1 protein-coding gene and 1 pseudogene are annotated in these 1,195 nt (G+C 51.7%); one reads left to right on the top strand and one right to left on the bottom strand.

Features of this window, described 5'->3' with window-relative positions; translation table 11 throughout:
• Positions 1-141: 141 nt before the first annotated feature.
• Positions 142-237 (bottom strand): annotated as a pseudogene (locus tag Ga0074115_RS17300) (transposase); the annotation flags it as partial.
• A gap of 170 nt (positions 238-407) precedes the next feature.
• Here Ga0074115_RS17300 and Ga0074115_RS15525 point away from each other — a divergent pair.
• A complete protein-coding gene (locus tag Ga0074115_RS15525; RefSeq protein ID WP_232433162.1) occupies positions 408-1,142 on the top strand; it encodes a TauD/TfdA family dioxygenase in 735 nt (244 codons plus the stop codon).
• The last annotated feature ends 53 nt before the right edge of the window (positions 1,143-1,195 follow it).

Here is a 1,195-nt window from a genome sequence, read left to right as displayed (position 1 = left end):
TCTACCTGCACTACGTGTTACAGCATATCGGGGCGGCGGAGACAGTCGAGCAGATCGAGGCGCTGTTACCCTGGAACGCCAAGCTCAAAGCCGCGCAATAGGGCTGATACTCGGGCGGTTACTTTAGTTTTGCTACATCACCTCTGATGCTGACGCAAAAAAGGCTTGTCGATTATTTCCCCGCTGGATGATGTGTTGAGGAATGTCGGGCGGGCAGATTCTAAATAATCTTGCCATCAGATCGTTCTTGGTCTGAATAAACTTAGACTAATGCTAGTTTAAATTTTTGGGTGAGAGCTCGTTTTACTCTAATTCCAAATTTCCCATGAATTGACCTGCATCATGATCGGACATAGTGGACGCATAGTACGCTCCCTCGTTTTTTGCCAACATCAAACGATACAGTTATGAACAACACCCCTTTTGACCTGGATAATGATACCGCCTACCAGGCATGGCGCGAGCAAAAGCTTGCCGATGCTCCGCAAGAACTCGGCGACTTGGTGGTCGAAATAGATGATCCGCGCACACTGTCGATTGCGGAGCATGATGCCCTGATGCAGCGCTGCCGCAAGGCCAATATGGCAATCTATGTCAGCAAGCTTGGCGACATATCGGGCACCGATATACCGCGCGGCTTTGGTAGCCACTTCGGGCTGGAACACCTCGATCACAACCGCGGCGCGGAAGAGGACGCAGTCACCGCGCTTACAGTGCAGGATGATGCCCTGCATTCACCCTACATTCCCTATTCCAACCGTGCCATCCATTGGCACACCGATGGCTACTACAATCGTCTGGACCTGCAGGATCACGCCCTGCTGCTGCACTGCGTCCGCCCAGCTATGAGCGGTGGTGAGAACGCCCTGATGGATCACGAAATCGCCTACCTGCTGATGCGTGATGCCAATCCGGACTATGTGCGCGCCCTGATGCAGGAAGATGCCATGATGATCCCCAAGAATGTGGTCGACGGAGTGGAGTTGCGTCCCGATCGCACTGGACCGGTTTTTATAGTGGCGGCAGACGGACATTTGCACATGCGCTATACCATGCGCAGAAGAAACGTTGTGTGGAAAGATGACCCGCTAGTCAAGGAGGCGGTATTAATCGTTCCGAAAGTATTGGCAGTCTATTTTTGAACTTGCCAAAATATACTTTGTATCTGACATGCGGAAGAAACTCTTAATCAGCG

The sequence above is a fragment of the endosymbiont of Ridgeia piscesae genome (assembly GCF_001443665.1).
In the GTDB taxonomy this organism is placed as follows: domain Bacteria; phylum Pseudomonadota; class Gammaproteobacteria; order Chromatiales; family Chromatiaceae; genus Endoriftia; species Endoriftia persephonae.
This window is presented reverse-complemented; position numbering and strand designations above follow the sequence as displayed.

Bases quoted from the DNA above. Each gene is read 5' to 3' on its own strand.
- Ga0074115_RS15525 (WP_232433162.1), top strand. From the start codon at position 408: ATGAACAACACCCCTTTTGACCTGGATAATGATACCGCCTACCAGGCA.